Origin of the sequence: Croceicoccus sp. BE223 (genome assembly GCF_031457155.1) — a bacterium.
In the GTDB taxonomy this organism is placed as follows: Bacteria; Pseudomonadota; Alphaproteobacteria; order Sphingomonadales; family Sphingomonadaceae; genus Croceicoccus.
On sequence record NZ_JAVDWB010000002.1, the window covers coordinates 548817 to 565015 of the forward strand.

Here is a 16199-nt window from a genome sequence, read left to right on the forward strand (position 1 = left end):
TGCCGGGACGGACCCGCCGCGTCAAACCCGCCCTGCCGACGCTATGGTCGGGCAGGCGGCGTCACGAACAGGTCGATCCGGTCGCCCGCGCCCGCGCGATAGCTGTGGGCAAGGTCGGCCACGTCGAACACCTTTTCGCCCCAGCAATGCCAGACGAGATGGCCGCGCTGCCCTTCCATCCCCATGAACCGCAACCAGGGCGTGATCGTCGTTGTGGTCATCTGCGCGGGCAGGCGCCGGACCGAAGGATCGAAGAACGCACCGGCATCGGCACGGATGGTGCGCGCCTCGAGCTGTGGCTGGACCGGGACTTCGAACGCGTGATCGGTGGTCATCGCGACGCCGCCGGCAAATGTAGTCCACGCGACCCGCCCGACGGGATGCGCCCCATCGGCCTCCGCGAAACCGCCAGGCGTCGATTCGCCCGCGCTAGACTGGCCGACGAAGTGCGGCGCCGCCCCGTCCGCTGGATAGACCATTCGCGCACCTCCGGCGAGAATGTTGGCTCGCACGGCGTCGGTCGTGCCGGTGAAGGGGTTCGTGAAGGTATCGAGATGCCGGCCGCTATCGGGATCGGTGAAGAACGACATCGTCGCGCCGGTCATTTCCCAGGCACCGCCACCCATGTCGTGCCCCCAGAATGCCGAGCCTCCGTCAAGGCCGAGGATCGGAAGCGGCACGCAATCGGGTCGAACCGCATAGATCAGGCCCCGATAGCCCCAGATACCGGCGCGCCCGTCGAGCGCGGCTTGCATCTTGATCTGGCCCAGTCCGCTGTGGCGCGGATCGGATCCGCCGGCATCCGATGCAGGCTGCCGTGCCCTTGCGGGTCTGGCGCCGGCCGAAGTCGCCCCGGCGAGCACGCCACCCAGCGCGACAGTGCCTAGAAAATCGCGCCGCGAAACATCGTCCATGCCTTGCTCCCACTCGGTTGGCCAGGCAGCACGATCACCGGGCCCGCACGACTGGTAAACCGCGGCGTGCGCATTTGACCGCCACGTAGTCATCGCAACTCGTGACGACCGGCCCCGGCGGAGCAGCCGGACCCCAGGGGCGTGACCAGCGGCAGATCGTGGCTCAGGTCAGTGCGGCAGCAAGGCGCGCCATCGCAGGGCCGACAGGATCGAAGCCCTGTCGTCGGTCCACGGCGCCTTGCCGGTTTCCTCCAGCGGCGCCCAGTCCTTCGTGCCGGTCACCGCTGGCAATCGCTCGATCTGCGCGGCATCGCGGCTGAGCGCGATCCAGTACGAGGGCGTCGCGTGACGGACCTTCCCGGGCCTGTCGGTGAGCACCCTTCCGGTCAGGCTCGCCGCGCGCGCCATGTCGCCGACCACCGGGGGCAGATCGAAATAGCGGTTTGAGACGTGGACGAGGACGATGCCCTGCGGTCCGACCTTCTCGGCATAGAGCCGCAGCGCCTCCTCGGTCAGGAGGTGCAGCGGGATGCTGTCCGACGAGAAAGCGTCGACCGCCAGGATGTCGAACGACCTGCCGGGCATCTCTTCCAGCTTCTGCCGCGCGTCGCCCAGCACGACCGCCGCTTCGGGCGTGCACCTTTCGAGGAAGGTGAAACGACCTTTCTCGGAAAATTCGGCGACGACACGGTCGATCTCGAAGAAGGTCCATTGTTGGCCGGGCCGAGCATAACAGGCCAGCGTCCCGGTGCCGAGCCCGACGACCCCGATCCGCGCCTTCGACCCGACGAGCGTCTCGGCATGGGCCAGCACGCGGCCGACGCCGCTGGTGCGGGTGTAGTACGTGGTCGGTGTCAGCTCCTGCCCCGGCGCCAGGTTCTGCACCCCGTGCAGCGTGGTGCCGTGCATCAGGATCCGGGCCCGATCACCGGTATCGGCGATGCGATAGACGCCGAAGTAGCTGCGCGACACGTCGGCGGTGTAGGCCTGTACGAGAATGCGGCTGGCGCCCGCGAAGAACAGGATGACCGCCAGCGCCGCCACGAACCAGCCGCGCCGCCCGCTGATGACCAGCCCGCCCGCGATGGCGGGGGCCATCACCAGGATCGCGATCCAGGCCATGCCCGCCGACATCGCCAGCGAAGAGCCGTAGGCCGCGACCATGATAAGCAGCATGACCGCGAGCAGCGACACCCGCGAAAGGCCGCGGTCCGAGCCAAGGGGGATGAGCGCCGCGCTGGCGAGAATGAGCAGCGGATGCTCCCAGACCCAGTTGAACACCACCGGCGCGATCAGCGCGACAAGACTGCCGCCGAGCGCCCCGCCGACCGACATCGCGAGGTAGAACACCGTGAGCCGGTCCGGTGCCGGCCTTTCGTCGTGCAGCCGGGTGTGGAGCGCGGTAGCAACGAAGAACAGCAACGCCGAGGCCACGACGATGGAGGCGATGCCGAGCCCGGTCGTGTTCCAGACCGCCCACGCCCCGCCCAGCATCAGCACCAGCGGGGCGGCCATCACCATGATCCTTGCAAGGCCACGCTGCGCAGCAAAGGCGATGACGAAGCTGAGGAGATAGAGACCCAAGGGCAGGACCCAGATCATCGGCACGGCGAAGATGTCGGTGGTCAGGAAATTGGTCGTCGACAGCATCAGCCCCGAGGGAACCGCCGCCAGCGCGACCCAGAGCCAGAACCGGCGCGCGGGCACCGGCGGCGATGTCGGCTCCGCCCGATGCGCGGCGGCGTCGCCACCGCGCCCACCCGCCAGCAGCCCGCACAAGGCGACGAGCAGGACCAGCGCGACGTATCCCGCCGTCCAGACCAGCGACTGGTCGCGCAGGCCGAGCAGCGGTTCCATCACCAGCGGATAGGCGAACAGCCCCGCGAAACTGCCGATGTTGGACGCGGCGTAGAGCCAGTAGGGATCCTCGTCCCTTGCGCCGGCAACATACCAGCTCTGCATCAGGGGCGCCTGCGCGCTCACCAGCAGGAAAACAGGGCCGACCGAAAGGAGGAACAGCAGCGGCACCCAGAGCACTTCCCAGCCGGGCGCGGCGGGCGGGATCTGGGCCAGTGCCAGCGGCAGGGTCAACGCGGCCAGCGCCAGCAGCACGGTATGGACGATCCGCTGCCGTCCGACCGGCCAGCGTTGCAGAACATGGGCATAGCCATAGCCGCCCAGGAGCAGGGTCTGGAACACGAGCATGGCGCTGTTCCAGACGTTGGGCGCGCCGCCCACCTTGGGCAGCGCCAGCCGCGCGATCATCGGCTGAACCATGAACAGCAGGAAGCTGCCCAGCAGGATCGTGGCCACGAAGATCCACTTGCGCCCCGCGCCACCCCCCGGTGCGATCGATACCCCCATTTTGCGACCCCCCAAGTCGCTACCCCCCATGTCGCTCACCGGCGGCGTTCCTCCCATTGTTCGCGGGTCATCGCGTGAAAGATGATGGTTTCCCCGCCCATCCGGCTGTCCGGCGGCAGGGTGAAATCGAGATCGGTCCGCCGTGTCATGCCCAGCCGCTGCATCAAGCCCCAGCTCGCGGCGTTGGTGGGGGTGGTCAGGGCCAGCACGTGCGGCGCACCGAACCGCGTGAAGGCAAGCCGCAGGCATTCCTCGGCCGCTTCCCAGGCATAGCCGTGCCCCCAGGCATCTTCGCGCAGCCGCCACCCGATCTCGAAGTCGCCGATGGGCGCTCCCGGAAGATCGACCGGCGTCAGACCGCAGAAGCCGAGGATTTCGCCCGAAAGGTGGCCCCCGTCATCCTTGCGCTGCACCGCCCAGAACGTGTGGCCCAGCTCCTCGCTCCAACCGCGCAGCCGTTCGGTGAGGCTGTGGGCGCGTTCGGTATCCATCACTCCGCCGAGCCAGCGCATGACCGCAGGCGTGTTGGTGTGGCGCAGGAAGGGGGCGAAGTCCTCGTCCTGCCAGTCGCGCAGGATCAGCCGGTCGGTCGTCACCCGCACGGCCAGTGCTCCCGCCGCATTTGCTCCCGCCGCATTTCCCAGACCTGGGTGGGATTCTCCAGCGTCTCGTATTCGGGATCGTCGTAGGCAAGGTCGGGGCGGGGCGTCAGGCCCAGCCGCCGGAACACCGCGCCGGAACGGGCATTGCGCTCCGACGTCTGGCCCCAGGCGACCGGCGCATCGGTTCGCACAAAGATCAGGTCCAGCACCGCGCGCGCCGCTTCGGTGGCATAGCCGTGGCCGCACGCCTCGGCGCGGAGCTGGTAGCCCACTTCCGGCCCGCCGCGCATCTCGGCCGGCGCGGCCTCGCCGGTGATCGGCCCGTATCCGGCAAGGCCGAGGAGCAGGCCGTCCGCCTGACGCTCGATCGCCAGCATCCCGTAGCCCCTGGTCGGCCAGCTGTTCAGGAGCCTGCCGAAGGCGGCCCCGGTTTCTTCGGGTGGAAAGGCGCCGCCGATGTGGAAGCGCACCTCATCGGTGTTGAGATGCCGCGACCAGTCGCCCCGGTCACCTTCGCGCCAGGGGCGAAGGATCAGGCGAGCGGTCGTCGCGACCGGGTCAGCCATTCAGCAGCCGCGCAGCCAGCGGTGCGTGGTAGGTCAGCACCCCGCTGGCGCCCGCGCGCTTGAAACTGGTGAGGGTTTCCATGACCAGCGCCTCGCGCTCGCCCGCGCCGGCGGCGACGGCCGCCTCGATCATCGCGTATTCGCCGCTGACCTGGTAGGCGAAGGTCGGCACGCCGAATTCCTCGTGCACGCGGCGCACGATGTCGAGATAGGGCAGGCCCGGTTTCACCATCACGCTGTCCGCGCCCTCGATCAGGTCGAGCTCGACCTCGCGCAGCGCCTCGGCCCCGTTGGCGGGGTCCATCTGGTAGGTCTTCTTGTTGCCCTTGAGCAGGCCGCCCGACCCGACCGCGTCGCGGAACGGGCCGTAGAACGCGCTCGCATACTTGGCGGCATAGGCCATGATCTGGACATTGTGATGGCCGACGTTCTCCAGCGCCTCGCGGATTTCGCCAATGCGCCCGTCCATCATGTCGGACGGCGCGACGATGTCCGCGCCCGCCGCCGCCTGGACCAGCGCCTGCCCGACCAACGCTTCCACCGTCGCGTCGTTGGCGACGTAGCCGGCATCGTCGAGCAGCCCGTCCTGGCCGTGGCTGGTGTAGGGGTCGAGCGCGACGTCGGTCAGCACGCCGAGATCGTCGCCCACCGCGTCCTTGATCGCGCGGATCGCGTTGCACATCAGGTTCTGCGGGTTGTGCGCCTCGCTCCCGGTATCGTCGCGCAAGCCGGGCGGGGTATTGGGAAACAGCGCGACGCAGGGGATGCCCAGCGCCACGGCCTCTTTCGCGCGGGCCGCAATCCCGTCCAGCGACCAACGCGATACGCCCGGCAGCGACCCGACCGGTTCCTCCACGCCCTGGCCGCTGGTCACGAACAGGGGCCAGATGAGATCGGCCGGGGTCAGAACGGTCTCGCGGTGCATCGCGCGGCTCCACGCGGTGGCACGGGTGCGGCGCAGGCGAAGGTGCGGATACTGGCTCATGGCGAGCATCTGCCCGTTTTGCGGCGACGAGGGAAGGGGCGATGCTCCACCCGGCGCGCGATCAGGCCGCGTTCGACAGGCGATCGATCTCGCGCGTCGGCTGGTCGGGCGCCTTTTCCGTCGGGTCCAGCGGCTTCAGCGCTGCGCCCACCGGGGTCTTCTTCAGCTCCATCAGGCGCGCGCGGAATTGCCGCAGTTCCTCGTCCGACAACTGGGCGCGAACGACGAACTTGACCGACATGGGATCGATCGTGCGCCCGCCGCGATAGAGCTCGTAATGGAGGTGCGGCCCGGTCGACAGGCCCGTGGATCCGGCATAGCCGATCACCTGCCCGCGCCGCACCCGCTGCCCACTCGACACCGCGAAGCGAGACAGGTGGGCATAGCCCGATTGCAGCCCGCCGCCGTGGCTGATGCGGATGAAGTTGCCATATCCGCCCCGACGGCCCGCGTAGTTCACGACGCCGTCGGTCACCGCATAGATCGGCTGCCCTGTCCGCGCCCGGAAATCGACGCCTGCGTGCATGCGGGTATAGCCCAGGATCGGGTGCCGGCGCATTCCGAAGCGGCTGGTGATGCCGCCGTTGGTCGGCATGACCAGCCCGGCCCGCTGTTCGCCCGCGCCGTTGGCATCGAAGAACTTGCCCTCCTTGCCCCAGCGCAGCATCTGTGCCTTGGGCGTGCCGCGCCGCGAGAGGCCGGCATAGAGCACATTGCCCACCTCGACCTCGCCCGTCTCGGCCCGCTTGTATTCGATGATCACGTCGAAATCGTCGTCGCCGATGTTGCGGTCGATGTCGATGCCCGAATCCAGCGCCTTCAGGAATTGCTGCACCGAGCGGGCGGGAACCCCGGCGGCGCGAGCCGAGCGATAGAGGCCCGAACCGACCTTGCCGGTGATGCGAAGCGGCGTGTCGTCCACCCTTATGACCCGCTTGTCGAGCGCCAGAGCGCCGCCCTCCTCCCTCACCGACAATTGCAGGTCGAAGCGCGCGCGAAAGGTCAGGTCCTCCAGCGGACGCGGTTCGTGCGGCGATGCTCGGCGGCCAAGGCGGAGCTGAAAACCTGTGCCAGACTCGATATCGGAGATGGGCATCGCCCTGCCGATCAGCTGCTCGGCGGCGCTGGCGTCGCCCGCGCCCACGCCTGCGCGGCGCAGCATCGCGGCCAGCGTGTCGGCCCGGCCCAGTGTCGCGGTCAGCTCGATCACCGGACGTTCGGGCGCGCTGGTCAGCGGCACAACCAGCTTGCTCGGCCCCATGCGCTTGCCCGTATCCGCCCCCAGCGCCAGCGGCGTGATCATCTGCGCGCGATACTCGTCTCGCTCCTCCTCGGTCAGGCGCGTGTCGGGTGCGGCCTGCACCGGATTGAAATCCGGCCACAGCGCCAGCGCCAACGCGATGAGCACGAGCATGAAGGCCAGGCTGCGATACCAGCGCGGCGAACCTATGCCCTGCGCCAGGTCGGTGACCCAGGGTTCCTCCTCGCCCCGCTTCAGGCCGAACTGGCGGATGACGGACGCCAGGTCGCGCCGCTCGACCTCCTCGGTCGCGGCATCGGTGGGATTGTTCACCCTTGTGCGGATGGACCTCGCGTCCAGCGCCCCAGCTCCTGTCTCGTTCCGACCCTTGGCCAGCCGCCGCGCTGATCCTTGGCGCGCGCGGCCGTGCCGACACGGGCGGCAATGGCCCAAATCATGCCTTACGCAAAGTTGCCAAGTCCCTGCATGCACAGGGCGCAACGACGAAACGAGCCTCGCCTGCGACGAACCGACAAGTCGTCGCAGCCGGCGTTGATGGCTTCGGGTGCGCGTCTTGCGGGCGGCGTGCGCCGCTGCCAGATAAGGGGGACCATGGTTCGCGGCACATCAGACGGCGGTATCGTGAAGGCCGTTCTCGGCCCGACCAACACCGGCAAGACCCACCTGGCCGTCGAACGGCTCTGCGCCCATTCCAGCGGGCAGATCGGCTTTCCTCTCCGCCTGCTGGCGCGCGAGGTCTACGACCGGGTCGTCGCCATCAAGGGACCGGACCGGGTCGCGCTGATCACTGGCGAGGAACGGATCGATCCGCCCAACGCGCGCTGGAAGCTCTGCACGGTGGAGGCGATGGACCGCGACGCCGATGTCGCCTTCGTCGCGGTGGACGAGGCGCAACTGGGTGCCGATCCCGAACGCGGCCACGTCTTCACCGATCGCCTGCTGCACGCGCGCGGCCGGGAAGAGACGATGATTCTGGGCTCCGCCGCGCTTACCCCGATGATCGAGGCGCTCGTGCCAGAGGCCGAGGTCGTTTCGCGACCGCGATTTTCCACGCTCTCCCATGCCGGGTCGCTGAAGCTTTCGCGCCTGCCGCCGCGCAGCGCCGTCGTCGCGTTCAGTGCCGAGGAAGTCTATACCGTTGCCGAAATGCTGCGCCGGTTCCGCGGCGGCGCGGCGGTCGTCATGGGAGCGCTCAGCCCGCAAACCCGCAACAAGCAGGTCGCGATGTTCCAGTCGGGCGAGGTCGACTACATCGTCGCGACCGACGCAATCGGCATGGGCCTCAACCTCGATGTTGCGCATGTCGCCTTTGCAGGCCTCGCCAAGTTCGACGGCCATCGCCGCCGGCGGCTGACCGTGGCCGAGATGGCCCAGATCGCGGGACGCGCGGGCCGGCACCAGAAGGACGGCACGTTCGGCACCCTTTCGGGCAGCCGTGGAGGCTCGGGCGCGGGCGTGGCATTCACCGAGGACGAGATCCACGCCATCGAGGGGCATCGCTTTCCGCCGATAGACCGGCTGATGTGGCGCGATGCGCGCCCGCGCCTCGATTCGATCGACACGCTGATCGCCGACCTGTCCGCTGCGCCCGATCACCCGGCGCTTGCCCCCGCGCCCGAGGCCATCGACCTGGCCGTCGCCCGCATTCTCGCCGACCGTGACGAGGTGCGCGCCCGGGCCAAGGGCAAGGCCATGGTCGGCCGCTTCTGGGAGGTGTGCTCGCTGCCCGATTTCCGCTCGCTGGGCGCGGAAAACCACGCCCGCTTCGTCGAGCGGCTATGGCAGGATCTGTCGTCCGGCACCGGTCGGCTGGGGCACGACTACGTCGCGGGCATGATCGCGCAGCTCGACGATGCGCGCGGCGACATCGACACCCTGCAAGGCCGCATCGCGGCGATCCGCTCGTGGGCCTATATCGCGCAGCGCCCGGACTGGGTGCTCGACCGCGAGGAGATGGCCGCCCGCGCCCGCGCGGTGGAGGCCAAGTTGTCCGACGCCCTGCACCAGCGGCTGACCGAACGTTTCGTCAACCGTCGCACCGCCGTGCTGATGAAGAAGCTGGGCGGCGATGCCGCGCTCCTCCCCGTTTCGGTCGGCGACGGCGGCGCCGTGCTGGTCGATGGCGAGGAGATCGGGCGGCTCGAAGGTTTTCGCTTCGACGTCGACCCGCAAGCACGGCTCGAGACGCGCAGGTTGCTGCTGGCGGCGGCGGAAAGGCATCTGCCCGGCCTGCTGAACGCCAGGGCCGACGCCCTGCTGGCCGACGCCGCCGATCATGGCGAGGGGCTAGTCTGGCGCGGCGAGGCCATCCTTTGGCAGAATCAGCCGGTGGCCAGACTTGCCGCCGGTCGACGCCTCCTCGAAGCGCAGGTGAGGCTGGAGCCGTCACTTGCCGCGCTGCCGGGACCGCAACGGGAGAAGATCGCCCGCGCCTTGCAGGAATGGCTTGCCCGCACCCTCGAACGCAGGTTGGAACCGCTGGTACTGCTGGACCGTGCCACGCAGGCGAGCGAGGGCGGCCCGGACCTGCGCGCCCTTCTGATCGCGTTGCGCGATGCCGGCGGCGCGCTGGCCCGGCGCGATGCGGGGCTCGAGACACTCGACCCCGGCCAGCGAACGCGTCTGCGCAAGCTGGGCGTGCGGGTCGGCGCGCTCGACATCTTCATGCCCGCCATGGGGCGAGCTGCGGCGCAGGCCGATTGGGCGGCCCTGGCAAGGCTGGCCGGTCGCGCCGGTCCTCCGCTGAGCGAAACGTTGGCCGCGACCCTTCCGGCCAAGGGCGCACCGCCCCTCTACTACCGGCGCGCCGCGCAGCAATTCGTGCGGGTCGACCTCGCCGAACGGCTGCTCCATGCCGCCCACCAGCGCCGTGAACGCTGGGGCGGGGCGCCGCGGCGACGCGCGCGGGGCGAACCTGCGCGGTTCGCGCTCGATCCCACGCTGGCGCTGTCGATGGGGCTGACGACGCGCACTTATGCCGAATTGCTGCGCCAGGCCGGCTTCATCGCAGCTCCGCCGGCAGTGTTGGCGCAAGGCGGATTTGGCCCACCGGGGCCGCCGCTATGGCGCTGGAAACCCCGGCGCACCGATTCGCCGCCTGCCCGACGCATGCCGACGGAGCGCGGCACGACGAGCAAGGGCAGCGAGGACCCGGCACGTCCCGCCCGCGCCGCAAGTGCCATTGCCGAAGGCAATCCCTTTGCCGGTCTTGCGGAACTGATCCGGTGAAGCGCCCGGCGTCCGGCGGGCCGCTTCCCGATCCGCCGCGCGCGACGCAGCGGATCGACAAGCTGCTCTGGATGCTGCGCCTTTCCCGGACTCGCGGGGCGGCGCAGGATCTGGTCGGTGAAGGGCACATCCGCGTCAACGGCCGCCGCGTCGTGCGCTGCGCCCATCCGATCGGCGTGGGCGACGTGATCACGATGCCGAGCATCGCCGGATCGGAAGATGCGCGCGTTCGCGTGCTGGCGCTGCGCGCCCTTCCCGCAAGGCGCGGGCCGCCCGCGGAGGCCCGCGCATGCTACCATGAAATTGAGAGTGTATCGCAACAAGCCGGGACCGCTTGACGAAGCGAATCCCGCTGCTTTAGTCGCCGGACAAACGGTCCTTGCCGCACGACCTGCGGCCTCGTCAGCGACCGGCTTGAGAAGGAAAGTCGCCAGCCATGACCTACGTCGTCACCGATGCCTGTATCCGTTGCAAGTACATGGACTGTGTCGAGGTCTGCCCCGTCGACTGTTTCTACGAGGGCGAGAACATGCTGGTGATCAATCCCAGCGAGTGCATCGATTGCGGCGTGTGCGAGCCGGAATGCCCCGCCGAAGCGATCCTGCCCGATACCGAGAGCGGCCTTGAAAAGTGGCTGGAACTCAACACCAAGTATTCGGCGGAATGGCCGAACATCACGGTGAAGCGGGATTCGCCCGACGATGCCGACGAGCACAAGGGCGAGGAAGGCAAGTTCGACAAGTACTTCTCGGCAGAGCCGGGCGAAGGCGACTAAGCGCCTCTCGCGTCACGCGATTTACCGGCGGGCACGCGCGAAGCCAACGGCGCTTTGCGATCCTTGCGCGTGCGTGATGCGATGTGTCACGCAAGATTCGCAATTTCCCTTGTTTTATGGTAAAACCCTGCGTGAGCCGGTGCGCAATGTGCCATCCGGCCCCGTCAGGAAAGGCGTTCCCGCAGGTGTAACGACGAACTGGTCGAGGTTTTCGGCCCGGTCGTCCTTACGGCTCGCTGGCACCGTCCCTCAACGGTCGCAAGCGGCGTGCGGACCCCCTACGCGCCATAGAAAGGACAATGCATGACTGCCAAGGCTCCTGCCTTCGACGTCGGAGACTATGTCGTTTACCCCAAGCACGGCGTGGGCCGTGTCATCGAACTGCAAAGCCAGGAGATCGCCGGCATGCAGCTCGAACTCTACGTGCTCAGGTTCGAGAAGGAGCGGATGACCCTTCGCGTGCCGATGAATAAGATCGAATCGATCGGCATGCGCAAGCTGTCTTCGGACAAGACGCTGCGCGAGGCGATGGACGTGTTGAAGTCCAAGCCCAAGGTGAAGCGCACTATGTGGTCGCGCCGCGCCCAGGAATACGAAGCGAAGATCAATTCGGGCGACCTCGTGTCGATCGCCGAAGTGACTCGCGACCTGTTCCGCGCCGACGATCAGCCCGAACAGTCCTATTCCGAGCGCCAGATCTTCGAGGCCGCGTCCAGCCGCCTTGCCCGCGAACTGGCCGCGATGGAAAAGACCGACGAACCGGCCGCTCTCGCCAAGATCCTCGAGATCCTGAACGAGTATGCGCCCAAGTACTACGAGCAGACCGCCTGACCGGACAGTCCGTCCGATCGGCGTAAAGCTGGCAAAAGGGGCCGTCGGGAAACCGGCGGCCCCTTTTGCTTGGCCGCGATCCGCATGCTCGCTCGCGCGTCGCTCATCGGGCAAGGTCGGTCGTTGGTCGATGCGCCGTCCTGTGCGCGGAGTGCCGTACTGTATTACTGCGTTAACACAGATCGGGAGCTTTGCATGACATTCCAGATTCATTTCGACGGCATTCCCAAGGGATTTGGCCGAATGGGCCGGTCGGGCTTCGGCGGCATCGCGAAATTCGCGGCGATCGCGGCCGGCCTCGCCATGGCGGGCATGGTCGCGGGATGCGACGCGGAATCGGTGGCGATGGCGGGGAAGAAGGGTGTGCCGCTGGCCGAGCTCGACCTGTCCGGCGCATCGCCGACCGCGATCGCGCTGATGGGCCCCGACTCGGTGCGCGTCACCGAAGGCGACACGCTGTCCATCGAGGTCGAAGGTTCGGACGAGATGGTTGCCGCAATGCGTTTCACTCTCGACGACAAGACCCTCGGCATCCTGCGCAGCAAGACCGCGCCCGACGGTGAAAAGGCCGTGGTCCTCGTGACCATGCCCGCGCTCGAATCGATCGTCGTGGCCGGTTCGGGCCGCATCCAGACCGGCGCGATGGCGCGAAACGCCGAAGTCGTCATCACCGGCAGCGGATCGGCAATCGGGCGCGATCTCGATGTCGATTCGCTCGATCTGACCATCGCCGGATCGGGATCCTACGCCGCCAACGGCAGGGCCCGCTCGCTGGACCTGTCCATCGCGGGCAGCGGCTCGGCGGGGCTGAAGGACATGACCGTCGAGAAGGCCGACGTCTCCATCGCTGGGTCCGGCGACGGGGTGTTCCGGTCGGACGGCAATGTCTCGGCCAACATCATGGGGTCGGGCGTGGTTCGCGTGATCGGCCGGGCCAGATGCGACGTCAACGCCTTCGGATCGGGCAAGCTGGTCTGCGAGGATGGGGCGACGAGCGAGTAGTCGCGAAGGCGCCTTTCCCTGCCCGGTTAACCGGCGCGCCATGGTTCCTGCCCTATGACGACGGCCGGGTCGTTCGCCATCGGAGGGAACCATGCGACGCAAAGTCATGCTGACATCCTGCCTGCTGGCGATCGCCGCGCCGGCCTTGGGCGGTTGCCTCGCCAAGGCGGCCTTCGACGTGGCCACCGCGCCGGTCCGGGTGGCGAGCAAGGCGGTCGACCTTGCCACGACCAGCCAGTCGGAGGCGGACGAGAAGCGCGGCCGGGAACTGCGAAAGCACGAGGAGGCGATCGGCAAGCTCGAACGCCGGCACCTGCGCGAACAGGCGAAATGCGACAGCGGCGATGCCGAGGGGTGCGAGGCGGCCGTCGCCACGCAGGCCGAGCTTCAGGCCCTCGTCGAAGCTCCGGCGCGGTAGATCACGCCGCCGCGCGGCGCAGGCGATCGGCGATCGCCTCGCCGATCCCCCGTTCGGGAATCGGCACCACGGCAACCCGCGGTTGCGGAGCGGCGGCGGCGGCATGAAGCGCCGCGTAGAGCCGCGATGCCGCCTCCGTCAGGTCTCCCGAAGGCGAGAGATTGAAATCGCCGCCATCGTCAGCGAAGCCGATGCGAAACTCCCCTTCCCGCGCCTCACCGGCATTCAGGCGAACCGGCTTGCCCGGCGCATAATGGCTGGCAAGCTGGCCGGGAGCCTCGATCCCGACGGGCGCTGCCACCAGAGGCGGTCCGAGCACTTCGGCCAGGGCCGCGACCGTGATCGGGCCTGGCCGCAGGACCTGCCAGCCATCGGCACGCAGCGCGACAATCGTCGATTCGAGGCCCTGAGGCGTCTCTCCACCGTCGAGCACCAGCTCGATCCTGTCCGCCAGCGAGCGGGCGACGTGATCGCCACAGGTCGGGCTGACGGCCCCGCTGCGATTGGCCGAAGGTGCCGCCAGCGCCACCCCCGCCTCTGCCAGAACCGCGCGCATGACGGGATGGGCGGGTACCCGGATCGCGACGGTCGGCAACCCCGCCGTCACCGCCGGCGCCAGCCCCGCATCGCTGCGACGCGGCAGGACCAGGGTCAGCGCACCGGGCCAGAACGCCTCGGCCAGCCGCTTGGCCCGTTCGTCGAGCTCGGCGAGCCGCGCCGCGCTTTCGACATCGGCGACGTGGACGATCAGCGGATTGAAGTCCGGCCGGCCTTTCGCGGCATAGATCGCCGCCACCGCCGCCAAATCGTCGGCCCTGGCGGCTAAGCCGTAGACCGTCTCGGTCGGCAGTGCGACGGGTTCGCCCGCAAGCAGACGGCGCGCAGCCTCGACGACACCGGCCCTGTCGGCGGGCAGGATGCGCGGTTTCGAGGCCTTGGCTTTGTTCATGCGCCGTCGCTATAGGCACAGGCTTCAACCCGCAAGGAGGATCCCGGCCCGTGAGCACGTTCGAAGATGCCGGCACCATCGGATCGGACCTGGTGCGCATCGGGGCGCGCATTGCCGCGGCCCTCGAACGGATGGGGCCGCCGCCAGCGCCCGCGACGGATCTTGCCGCTGCACCCGCCTACAGCTGGGATGGGCAAGGCCTGGGCGCCATTGCGCGGCTCGATGCGCCGCCGCTGGCGCTGCTGCGCGGCATCGACCGGCAGCGCGATACCGTGGCCGAAAACGTCGCCCGCCACGCCGCAGGTGCCGACGCGCACGACATGCTGCTTTGGGGCGCGCGGGGCATGGGCAAGTCGGCACTGATTCGAGCCTCCGTTCTGGCGGCTGCGGACGGTGCTGGGCGCATCGCGCTGGTCCAGGCGGCCGGGAATGCGCTCGACACGCTTTCGACGCTCATGGGCCTGCTGGGGGCCTCGGATCGGCGGTTCCTGCTGTTTATCGACGACATCGGCTTCGGCGCGGGGCAGGAGAACGAAGCGCGGCTCTTGCGCTCGCTGCTCGAGGGTGGCGTATCGCCGCGCCCGGCCAACGTGAGGATCGCGGTCACCTCCAACCGCCGCGCCATCGTCGCCCGGCACTTGTCGGAGCAGGACGATCCGATCAACCCTCGCGATTCGGTCGACGACGCGCTGGCGCTCGCCGATCGGTTCGGCCTCTCGATCGGCTTCCACAACTGCTCGCAGGATGACTACCTCGCCATCGTGGCCGGCTATGCCGAGCATTACGGATTGGCGTGGGACGAAGCCGATGCGCTCGAATGGTCGAAGCGGCGCGGGGCCCGCTCCGGTCGCGTGGCCCGGCATTATGTCACCGAACTGGCAGGACGCGTTGGGCGCTCGCTTGAGGGTTAGCGCGCAGGGGCAGCGACGGGCGCGGCCGCTTTCGAACCGGCGCCGCGGACCCGCCAGATGATCCCGCCCGTATCGTCACTGACCAGCAGCGCGCCGGTCCGGTCCCAGGTCAGCATCGTAGGCCGGCCATGCGCCTTGCCATCGCCGTCGAGAAAGCCGGTCAACACCGGGATCGGCTGCTTTTCGAGCGGATTGCCCAGCTTGTCGAAGCCGACGAAGACGACGTCATAGCCCGATACCGGCTTTCGGTTCCACGATCCGTGCCGTGCGACGAAGGCCCCGCTGGCGTACGGCCCGCCCAGCGAAACCTCGTCCGCGAAGACGAGACCGAGCGGCGCGGTATGCGCGCCGAGCGCATATTCCGGATAGCGCACGTATTCCTGCAGATACTGCGGCATCGGTGCTTCGACCCGGCCGTCGTATTCGAACCGGTAATAGATCCATGGCCAGCCGTAGTTGACCCCGATCGGCACGTTGCTCAAATAGTCGGGCGGGCCGTCCGATCCCATCATGTCGCGTTCGTTGACCACGGTCCACAGCTCGCCGCTGTCCGGGTTGAAGTCCATGCCGACCGGATTGCGCAGCCCTGCGCCATAGATGCGGTTGGCGTTGGTCGCGGTGTCGATCTCGTAGATGGCGGCGCGGCCCTTCTCCAGCTCCATGCCCCGCTCGCCGATGTTCGATGCCGATCCGATCGAAACGTAGATATGCTCCCCATCCGGGCTCAGCACGAGGTTGCGGGCCCAGTGGTTGCCACCCTTGGGCAGATCCATCACCTTGACCGGCCCACCCTCGATCCTCGTTTGCCCGGGGCTGAACGGAAAGGCGAGGACGGCATCGTTGTTCGCGACATAAAGCTTGCCGTCGTGCGCCACCATGCCGAACGGCGAATTCAGGTTCTCGAGCAGCACGCTGCGCGCCTCTGCCCGGCCGTCGCCGTCGGCGTCGCGCAGCAGCACGATCTGATTCGCCGAAGGGCCGGCGGCGCCGACCTTGGCCATGAAGAATTTCATGATCCGGTCCTGCAGCGACTTGGCCTCGACCGTCGGCGCATTGGTCAGCGCGACAAGAACGTCGCCATTGTTCAGCGTGAGCATCGCGCGAGGATGATCCAGCCCCTCGGCAAAGCGCGCTACGGAAAGTCCCTGCGCCGCGACGGGAGCATCCCCGGCGGCCCACCCGCTCGGCGTCACCAACTTCACTGTTGGCACCGTTTCGTAATTCGGCGGCGCGATGACCGGATCGGTACCCGTCACTTCGGCCAGTGTCAGTTCGGCGGGCGACCCATGGATGAAATAGGCCGCGAGGCCGACGAGGATCGCCGTCACCATGGCGATTGCGATGAGCGTATTGCGCAGCTTGGAAGTCATGCCTGTTCAATAGGGTGCCCACT

The 16199-nt window shown here is 68.3% G+C and carries 15 protein-coding genes; 7 read left to right on the plus strand and 8 right to left on the minus strand.

What is annotated here, in order from left to right:
- Positions 1–41: 41 nt before the first annotated feature.
- The 6 genes from J2X37_RS06635 to J2X37_RS06660 form a co-directional block, all read right to left on the minus strand.
- Positions 42–914: a DUF1838 family protein gene (locus tag J2X37_RS06635; protein ID WP_310019154.1), complete on the minus strand. Its 873-nt coding sequence runs from the start codon at positions 912–914 to the stop codon at positions 42–44.
- A 168-nt stretch (positions 915–1082) separates the two neighbouring features.
- Positions 1083–3278, minus strand: a complete 2196-nt coding sequence (locus J2X37_RS06640) for a fused MFS/spermidine synthase (protein WP_310019157.1) — start codon at positions 3276–3278, stop codon at positions 1083–1085.
- Positions 3279–3313: 35 nt separating this feature from the next.
- A complete protein-coding gene (locus J2X37_RS06645; RefSeq protein ID WP_310019158.1) occupies positions 3314–3880 on the minus strand; it encodes a GNAT family N-acetyltransferase in 567 nt (188 codons plus the stop codon).
- Positions 3871–4446 (minus strand): GNAT family N-acetyltransferase, encoded by a 576-nt coding sequence (locus J2X37_RS06650; RefSeq protein WP_310019161.1) that lies wholly within the window; start codon positions 4444–4446, stop codon positions 3871–3873. Before J2X37_RS06650 ends, J2X37_RS06645 begins: the two co-directional genes overlap by 10 nt.
- Entirely contained in the window at positions 4439–5431 is a 993-nt protein-coding gene (hemB, locus tag J2X37_RS06655; protein ID WP_310019163.1) for a porphobilinogen synthase, read from the minus strand. Before hemB ends, J2X37_RS06650 begins: the two co-directional genes overlap by 8 nt.
- Positions 5432–5492: 61 nt before the next feature.
- The gene (locus tag J2X37_RS06660) at positions 5493–7004 is read right to left on the minus strand and encodes a peptidoglycan DD-metalloendopeptidase family protein (RefSeq protein WP_310019165.1); all 1512 of its coding nucleotides are present in this window, start codon (positions 7002–7004) and stop codon (positions 5493–5495) included.
- A 279-nt stretch (positions 7005–7283) separates the two neighbouring features.
- Here J2X37_RS06660 and J2X37_RS06665 point away from each other — a divergent pair, with 279 nt between their 5' ends.
- The 6 genes from J2X37_RS06665 to J2X37_RS06690 all read left to right on the plus strand — a co-directional run bounded on the left by J2X37_RS06665 (position 7284) and on the right by J2X37_RS06690 (position 12946).
- A complete protein-coding gene (locus tag J2X37_RS06665) occupies positions 7284–9920 on the plus strand; it encodes a helicase-related protein (protein WP_310019167.1) in 2637 nt (878 codons plus the stop codon).
- Positions 9917–10258, plus strand: coding sequence for a S4 domain-containing protein (locus J2X37_RS06670; RefSeq protein ID WP_310019169.1), 342 nt, complete (start codon positions 9917–9919; stop codon positions 10256–10258). Before J2X37_RS06665 ends, J2X37_RS06670 begins: the two co-directional genes overlap by 4 nt.
- Before the next feature lie 98 nt (positions 10259–10356).
- Positions 10357–10695, plus strand: coding sequence for a ferredoxin FdxA (gene fdxA / locus J2X37_RS06675; RefSeq protein ID WP_310019172.1), 339 nt, complete (start codon positions 10357–10359; stop codon positions 10693–10695).
- A gap of 303 nt (positions 10696–10998) precedes the next feature.
- Positions 10999–11526, plus strand: a complete 528-nt coding sequence (locus J2X37_RS06680) for a CarD family transcriptional regulator (RefSeq protein ID WP_310019174.1) — start codon at positions 10999–11001, stop codon at positions 11524–11526.
- Between the two features lie 195 nt (positions 11527–11721).
- Complete coding sequence (locus J2X37_RS06685) at positions 11722–12528, plus strand: head GIN domain-containing protein (protein WP_310019176.1); 807 nt, start codon at positions 11722–11724, stop codon at positions 12526–12528.
- Between the two features lie 91 nt (positions 12529–12619).
- Positions 12620–12946 carry a hypothetical protein gene (locus tag J2X37_RS06690; protein WP_310019178.1) on the plus strand — a complete coding sequence of 109 codons (327 nt, stop codon included), beginning with the start codon at positions 12620–12622 and terminating at the stop codon, positions 12944–12946.
- A gap of 1 nt (position 12947) precedes the next feature.
- Here the strand turns inward: J2X37_RS06690 and J2X37_RS06695 are convergent, their stop codons facing one another.
- Complete coding sequence (locus tag J2X37_RS06695) at positions 12948–13895, minus strand: L-threonylcarbamoyladenylate synthase (RefSeq protein ID WP_310019180.1); 948 nt, start codon at positions 13893–13895, stop codon at positions 12948–12950.
- A gap of 131 nt (positions 13896–14026) precedes the next feature.
- Here J2X37_RS06695 and J2X37_RS06700 point away from each other — a divergent pair, with 131 nt between their 5' ends.
- The gene (locus J2X37_RS06700) at positions 14027–14806 is read left to right on the plus strand and encodes an ATP-binding protein (protein ID WP_310019542.1); all 780 of its coding nucleotides are present in this window, start codon (positions 14027–14029) and stop codon (positions 14804–14806) included.
- On the opposite strand, the gene J2X37_RS06705 is transcribed toward J2X37_RS06700, so the two are convergent.
- A complete protein-coding gene (locus tag J2X37_RS06705; protein WP_310019183.1) occupies positions 14803–16176 on the minus strand; it encodes a sorbosone dehydrogenase family protein in 1374 nt (457 codons plus the stop codon). The two genes, J2X37_RS06700 and J2X37_RS06705, sit on opposite strands and share 4 nt — an antisense overlap.
- Between the last annotated feature and the right edge of the window lie 23 nt (positions 16177–16199).

Bases quoted from the DNA above. Each gene is read 5' to 3' on its own strand.
- J2X37_RS06635 (WP_310019154.1), bottom strand. From the start codon at position 914: ATGGACGATGTTTCGCGGCGCGATTTTCTAGGCACTGTCGCGCTGGGT.
- J2X37_RS06640 (WP_310019157.1), bottom strand. From the start codon at position 3,278: ATGGGGGTATCGATCGCACCGGGGGGTGGCGCGGGGCGCAAGTGGATC.
- J2X37_RS06650 (WP_310019161.1), bottom strand. From the start codon at position 4,446: ATGGCTGACCCGGTCGCGACGACCGCTCGCCTGATCCTTCGCCCCTGG.
- hemB (WP_310019163.1), bottom strand. From the start codon at position 5,431: ATGAGCCAGTATCCGCACCTTCGCCTGCGCCGCACCCGTGCCACCGCG.
- J2X37_RS06665 (WP_310019167.1), top strand. From the start codon at position 7,284: ATGGTTCGCGGCACATCAGACGGCGGTATCGTGAAGGCCGTTCTCGGC.
- fdxA (WP_310019172.1), top strand. From the start codon at position 10,357: ATGACCTACGTCGTCACCGATGCCTGTATCCGTTGCAAGTACATGGAC.
- J2X37_RS06680 (WP_310019174.1), top strand. From the start codon at position 10,999: ATGACTGCCAAGGCTCCTGCCTTCGACGTCGGAGACTATGTCGTTTAC.
- J2X37_RS06685 (WP_310019176.1), top strand. From the start codon at position 11,722: ATGACATTCCAGATTCATTTCGACGGCATTCCCAAGGGATTTGGCCGA.
- J2X37_RS06690 (WP_310019178.1), top strand. From the start codon at position 12,620: ATGCGACGCAAAGTCATGCTGACATCCTGCCTGCTGGCGATCGCCGCG.
- J2X37_RS06695 (WP_310019180.1), bottom strand. From the start codon at position 13,895: ATGAACAAAGCCAAGGCCTCGAAACCGCGCATCCTGCCCGCCGACAGG.
- J2X37_RS06700 (WP_310019542.1), top strand. From the start codon at position 14,027: ATGGGGCCGCCGCCAGCGCCCGCGACGGATCTTGCCGCTGCACCCGCC.
- J2X37_RS06705 (WP_310019183.1), bottom strand. From the start codon at position 16,176: ATGACTTCCAAGCTGCGCAATACGCTCATCGCAATCGCCATGGTGACG.